This is a genomic window from Pseudoalteromonas sp. TB51 (genome assembly GCF_000498055.1).
Classification (GTDB): domain Bacteria; phylum Pseudomonadota; class Gammaproteobacteria; order Enterobacterales; family Alteromonadaceae; genus Pseudoalteromonas; species Pseudoalteromonas atlantica.
In genome coordinates, this window is record NZ_AUTO01000255.1 from 1 (window position 1) to 6,716 (window position 6,716).

The 6,716-nt window shown below is 41.5% G+C and carries 6 protein-coding genes; all 6 read left to right on the top strand.

Features of this window, described 5'->3' with window-relative positions:
* Positions 1 to 1,160 (top strand): alpha-D-glucose phosphate-specific phosphoglucomutase (locus L650_RS0114910; RefSeq protein ID WP_029773601.1); only part of this gene is annotated, 1,160 nt, incomplete at its 5' end.
* Positions 1,161 to 1,239: 79 nt separating this feature from the next.
* Positions 1,240 to 2,292, top strand: coding sequence for a succinylglutamate desuccinylase (gene astE / locus L650_RS0114915; protein ID WP_029773602.1), 1,053 nt, complete (start codon positions 1,240 to 1,242; stop codon positions 2,290 to 2,292).
* A 265-nt stretch (positions 2,293 to 2,557) separates the two neighbouring features.
* Positions 2,558 to 3,772, top strand: coding sequence for a thiamine pyrophosphate-dependent dehydrogenase E1 component subunit alpha (locus tag L650_RS0114920; protein ID WP_004586667.1), 1,215 nt, complete (start codon positions 2,558 to 2,560; stop codon positions 3,770 to 3,772).
* The gene (locus L650_RS0114925; RefSeq protein ID WP_029773603.1) at positions 3,772 to 4,749 is read left to right on the top strand and encodes an alpha-ketoacid dehydrogenase subunit beta; all 978 of its coding nucleotides are present in this window, start codon (positions 3,772 to 3,774) and stop codon (positions 4,747 to 4,749) included. Before L650_RS0114920 ends, L650_RS0114925 begins: the two co-directional genes overlap by 1 nt.
* 8 nt (positions 4,750 to 4,757) lie before the next feature.
* The gene (locus tag L650_RS0114930) at positions 4,758 to 6,356 is read left to right on the top strand and encodes a dihydrolipoyllysine-residue acetyltransferase (RefSeq protein ID WP_029773604.1); all 1,599 of its coding nucleotides are present in this window, start codon (positions 4,758 to 4,760) and stop codon (positions 6,354 to 6,356) included.
* Between the two features lie 139 nt (positions 6,357 to 6,495).
* Positions 6,496 to 6,716 (top strand): DUF805 domain-containing protein (locus L650_RS0114935; protein ID WP_164835567.1); only part of this gene is annotated, 221 nt, incomplete at its 3' end.

Genomic DNA, 6,716 nt, shown 5'->3' on the forward strand with positions numbered 1-6,716 from the left:
ATCCACCTAACGGCGGCCCAGCAGATACCGACGTAACTAAATGGATTGAAGACAGAGCAAATCAATTACTATTAGAAGATTTAGTAGAAGTTGAGCTGTTTCCATTTGCTAAAGCATCGCGTTCAGGGTTTATTAAATACGAAGACCTAATGACGCCATACATTAACGACTTAGAAAATATCGTTAATTTAAAAGCCGTTAGCGATGCGGGTATTAAAGTAGGTATTGACCCGCTAGGTGGCTCTGGTATTAACTTTTGGCCATTAATAGCGCAAAAATATAATTTAGATTTAACCGTAGTAAACGACAGTGTTGATCCGCGTTTTGCATTTATGCCACTTGATAAAGATGGCAAAATTCGTATGGATTGTTCATCACCTTACTCAATGGCTAATTTAATTAAATTAAAAGACGACTTTGATATTGCTATTGGCAACGACCCAGATTACGACCGCCATGGCATTGTTACCCCAGATGGGTTAATGAATCCTAATCACTTTTTAGCGGTAGCGATTGATTATTTATTAAAACACCGCGACTGGGACAGCAGTGTAGAAATTGGCAAAACGCTGGTTTCTAGCTCAATGATTGACCGCGTAGTAGCTCGTAATGAGCGAAAAGTTAAAGAAGTGCCGGTAGGCTTTAAGTGGTTTGTCGATGGCTTAAACAAAGGCAAGCTTGCCTTTGGTGGCGAAGAAAGTGCTGGTGCTGCGTTTTTACGATTTGATGGCAGCGTATGGTGTACCGACAAAGACGGTTTTATTATGGGGTTACTTGCAGCTGAAATACTCGCAGTAACAGGTAAAACACCATCAGCGCTTTATAAAGAGCTAGAGCAAGAATTTGGCTCTCCACTATACAAGCGTTTAGATGCCCCTGCTAGCAGTGCGCAAAAGTCACGTTTAAAAGCACTTAGTGCAAGCGATGTTAAAGCCGATACATTAGCTGGCGAACCTATTTTACAAAAACTGACGCATGCCCCTGGCAATGATGCGGCTATTGGCGGCTTAAAAGTAGTGACTGAAAACGGCTGGTTTGCAGCACGTCCTTCTGGTACTGAAGATATTTATAAAATTTATCTTGAGTCTTTCAAAGGTGAAGAGCATTTAGCACTACTAGAAAAAGAAGCGAAGCAATTAGTTGACTCTGTGATCAGCTAACAAGGCTTACACTATTTAAAAACGGCTGATTTATTCAGCCGTTTTTGTTTGTATCTCTCACACTATAAAAGGGCTTATCATGTTAGCCAAACCAGATTATTTAAATGAACTAATAAATAGCGGCGACTTTTTAACACTCAGTCGCGACAATGAATGGCATTTAGAGGCAAGTGAATTTGCTTTGGAAAATGGCACGCGCGTAACCGTTCACGATACAGGCGTTATTGAATTTCAACCTCAGGGTACAACAACAAAAGATGTTGTGCTTTCAAGCGCTGTACACGGTAACGAAACCGCACCTATAGAAATATGTGACGAGCTAATAAAAACCATAATAAAAGGTGAGCTTGCATTAAATCAGCGTGTGCTCTTTATATTTGGTAATCCAAAATCAATAAATATTGGCCTGCGTTTTGTAGAAGAAAACCTAAACCGTTTGTTTAACGGCCACCACACTGTTGAAGGTGTGCCAATGAACGATGAGCGCAAACGCGCAGCAAAACTAGAAGAGTATGTAACTGACTTTTTTACACGGGGTGAGCAAGGCAGTGCACGTTATCATTATGATTTACATACTGCTATACGTGGCTCAAAAAATGAAAAATTCGCTGTGTATCCTTATCTTCATGGTAAACCATGGAAAAAATCACAGTTACAATTTTTACTTAGCTGCGGTGTAAATACCGTATTAATGATGAAATCACCGGCAACCACATTTAGTTACTATTCTTCGTTTGTTCATGGCGCTGATTCATTTACCGTTGAACTGGGTCAAGTTAAACCGTTTGGTGAAAACGACATGGCTCGCTTTGCAAAAACCAAGCAAACGCTAACTGCATTAATTAGCCAAAAAGAAGTCCAATACCCTCAATTTAATGCAAGTGATTTTGAGCTGTTTGCCGTGCATCGCACAATTAATAGAACGCAGCAGGACTTTAGCTTTCCGTTTTCTGATGATGCAGAAAATTTCACAGGGTTTGCTAAAGGTGAGTTGCTAGCAACAGACGGCGATACCCCTTATTATGCCGATGTGGAAGGGGAAGCTATTATTTTTCCAAATGCGCACGTTGCGCTTGGGCAAAGGGCACTGCTTACCGTTATTCCTATGCAAGTAGATAGTAATTTCGTCTAATAAAACTCATCAGACCACTCGCCTTATATATTTAACTGTATGTTTTTATTAGTTTAATAAATGCGTACAGTTAACTTTCCATATTTTTAATCGTATTTTACTTTTGTTTCGTCTTACACTTGTTGAATAACATCTTACGTTAACGTAAGGTGGTGGCAGCTTTAATTAAATACAGCGCAGATGCTGCAAAGTTTATTCGCAAGCCTCACCCATAATAAAAACTTAAAAGGGGTGCTGTATCACAGACAACAAGAGAAGGTAGGTTATGAGTAATCCAAATAACGTATCGCTGAATATTAACCACGACCTCGAGTTTATAGACGGTCATGCGCTAACTATTCCAACCCTTAGTATTTTAACTGAGGACGGCGACATTCATCCTAGTGCTACCGCACCGACTATTTCTAAACACACAGCGATTAAATTATACGAAACAATGCGTTTTATTCGCCTACTCGATGAGCGGATGCAAGGCGCGCAGCGCCAAGGCCGCGTAAGCTTTTATATGCAATGTTTAGGTGAAGAAGCCGCTGTTACTGCCTCTGCTGCTGCACTTGATCAAGATGACATGATTATGGCGCAATACCGCGAGCAAGCCGCTTTGCATTATCGCGGATTTACGCTTGATCAATTTATGAATCAAATGTTTTCTAATGAGTTAGACTTAGGAAAAGGGCGCCAAATGCCGATTCATTATGGTTCAAAAGAATTAAATTATATGACCATATCATCGCCCCTTGGTACGCAAATTCCTCAAGCTACGGGTTATGCCTACGGGCAAAAAGTAAAACACATTGACGCAAAAACCGGCGAGCTTGCAAGCACCATAGATAATGTGACGATTTGTTACTTTGGTGAGGGAGCAGCATCTGAAGGTGACTTTCATGCGGGTTTAAATATGGCTGCGGTACACAAAGCCCCTGTTATATTTTTTGCACGTAATAACGGGTATGCAATATCAACACCTGCAGATGAGCAATTTAAAGGCGATGGTATAGCGTCGCGAGGCGTAGGGTATGGCATTAAAACCATACGTGTTGATGGCTCAGATGCATTAGCCGTGTTTGCAGCAACACAAAAGGCCCGCGAAATTGCAGCAACGCAGGGCGAGCCGGTATTAATTGAGTCAATAGCGTACAGATTAGGCGCTCACTCAACCTCCGATGACCCAAGTGGTTATCGCTCAAAAGATGAAGAGGCCACGCATAAAGTTTGCCCAATTGATAAATTTAAAAAATGGTTGATCAAACAAGAGTGGTTAAACGAAGAGGACGATGCTAAAGCGAAAGACACTATTCGTGAAGATATTTTAGCCGCCCTTAAACGTGCTGAAAAAGTGCAAAAGCCAGCGCTTGAAGAGCTCATATCAGATGTTTACGATACGCCAATTCCTTCACTTGAGCGCCAATATAACGATTTAAAAGCACATATAAAGCAGCACCCAGATGCGTACCCAATCACAGCAGGGAGAATTAAGTAATGGCTAAAATGAACATGCTACACGCAATTAATTCTGCACTCGATATCACCATGAATGAGCACCCTCAGGCGTGTATTTTTGGTGAAGATGTTGGCTATTTTGGTGGTGTTTTTAGAGCGACCTCAAGTTTGCAAGAAAAGTACGGTAAACACCGCGTATTTAACACACCGCTTACAGAGCAAGGTATTTTAGGTTTTGCCAATGGCTTAGCCGCGTTTGGCGCGCCTGCACTTGCTGAAATACAATTTGCTGATTATATTTTTCCGGCATTTGACCAAATAGTTAATGAGTCTGCCAAATTTAGATACCGCAGTGGTAATGAATTTAACGTGGGCAATTTAACGATTCGCACCCCGTATGGTGGCGGTATTGCAGGGGGCTTATATCACTCACAATCGCCAGAGGCATATTTTGCTCACACGCCAGGGTTAAAAATAGTGGTACCGCGTAACCCGTACCAAGCAAAAGGGTTACTACGAGCAAGTATTAAAGACGATAACCCCGTTATTTTCTTCGAGCCTAAACGTTTATACCGCGCTTCTACCGGCGAAGTACCAGAGGATGATTACAGCATTGAGCTTGGTAAAGCCGAAGTACTACAAGAAGGTACAGATATCACTGTACTTGCGTGGGGCGCGCAAATGGAAATTGTTGAAAACGCAGCAAAACAAGCCAATGAACAAGGCATTAGTTGTGAGGTGATTGACCTTAGAAGCATATTACCTTGGGATGTTGAGACAATTGCTAAGTCGGTCACTAAAACAGGACGTTTAGTGATAAGCCACGAAGCGCCTATTACCAATGGCTTTGGTGCCGAAATTGCGGCGACTATTCAGCAAGAGTGCTTTTTACACCTTGAGTCACCTATTATGCGAGTATGTGGGTTAGATACACCTTACCCATTAGCACTTGAAAAAGAATATGTGCCTGATGCGCTTAAAGTAATGGCCGCAATTAAACAATCAATGGATTTTTAGGGGATACCATGGCTAAAGATTTTATATTACCCGATATTGGTGAAGGCATTGTTGAGTGCGAAGTGGTTGAATGGCTAATACAAGAGGGTGACACAGTAAAAGAAGATCAACCCATTTGTGACGTGATGACCGATAAAGCCCTGGTGCAAATTCCGGCTGTGCACGATGGCGTAATCACTAAATTGTATTATCAAAAAGGGGAGATAGCGCAGGTTCATGCACCCTTGTTTGCTATGAATGTAGCCGATGAGCAAAGCCAAAGCGATGAAACACACACAGAGCAAGTGCAAAATACCCAAAGCGACAACGCATCGTCAGAGCATTTAGAAGATTTTATTCTTCCAGATATTGGTGAGGGGATTGTTGAGTGTGAGATAGTTGATTGGCTAGTGGCCGAAGGAGATGAAATACAAGAAGATCAAGCTGTGTGTGATGTAATGACCGACAAAGCGCTGGTACAAATTCCGGCTAAATACACAGGTACAGTGCAAAAGCTTTACTATCAAAAAGGTGAAATTGCTCAGGTACATAGCCCGTTATTTCAAATGAGCATAGCCGGCAGTACAGTGAAACCAAATGTAGATGTAAACGACGCCGTTGTAAAAGCACAAAGTAAAGCGGCAGATAAATCTGTAGCAACGCAGCAAACAACAGCAAATAAAGTTGTTAATAAAAAAGCGGTTGCCTCACCGGCTGTAAGGCGCAAAGCGCGAGAGCTTGATGTTGATTTAACGTGCGTACCGGGCAGCGGTAAAAATGGCCGCATTTATAAACAAGACATAGAAGAATTTATTAAAGGTGAGGTACCTAACACAATAGATACATCACCGCTTAGCAGTGCTACTACTCAAAACAGCGTTACTCAAAATAAAGAGCCACAATCGCAACAAACACAAAGCGGTGGTATGCGAGCAGAGCCAATTAAAGGCATTAAAGCGGCTATGGCAAAGCAAATGATGGCCTCGGTCTCTACAATCCCTCACTTTACCTTTAGTGACGAGATAGACTTAACGCAATTAATTGCCCTGCGAGCGAGTTTAAAAGAGCAGTATAAAGCGCAAGGTGTAAAGCTCACTATGATGCCATTTTTTATCAAAGCGTTATCGCTTGCGATGAAAGAGTACCCAGTGCTTAATTCTAAAGTAAATGATGATTGCACTGAGCTTACCTACTTTGACGATCATAATATTGGGGTAGCAGTGGATTCAAAAGTGGGTTTGCTAGTGCCTAATATTAAATCCTGCCAATCTAAGAGTATTGTTGAAGTTGCAAACAGTTTAACAAGCCTAACTGATGCAGCACGCGAGGGACGAGTAGCGCCAGATGACTTAAAAGGGGGCACCATTAGCATTTCAAATATTGGGGCAATTGGCGGCACTATTGCGACCCCGATTATTAATAAGCCAGAAGTTGCTATTGTAGCATTAGGGAAGTTACAACACTTACCGCGCTTTGATGAAACCGGCCAAGTTGTTAGCAAAGCTATTATGCAAGTGAGTTGGTCTGGCGATCACCGCGTTATTGATGGCGGTACAATTGCGCGCTTTAATAACTTGTGGAAATCGTATTTAGAAAACCCATCGGCAATGATGATGGCAATGAGTTAAAAATTAAACTTATAAAAAACCAGCAATTTGCTGGTTTTTTGTTTTAAAGCGCAGTGTTTTTAATTAAGATACAAATGTTACTAAAAGGTAATAAATCAAACCCGCTAGGGAATATAAAAACTAACACTAAGGAATTGTAATGGAACATTATATGAACGCGCTGCGTAGCTACGCAGATTTTTCAGGACGTAATCGCCGTAAAGCATTTTGGATGTTTTACTTAATAAATTTATTAATCAGCATAGTACTAGGTGTTGTTGATGAGCTAATGGGCGTAGCTGTAATTGGTACTATCTATAGCTTGGCACTGTTAATTCCTCAATTGAGCGCTGGCGCACGCCGTTTACACGATACTGGCCG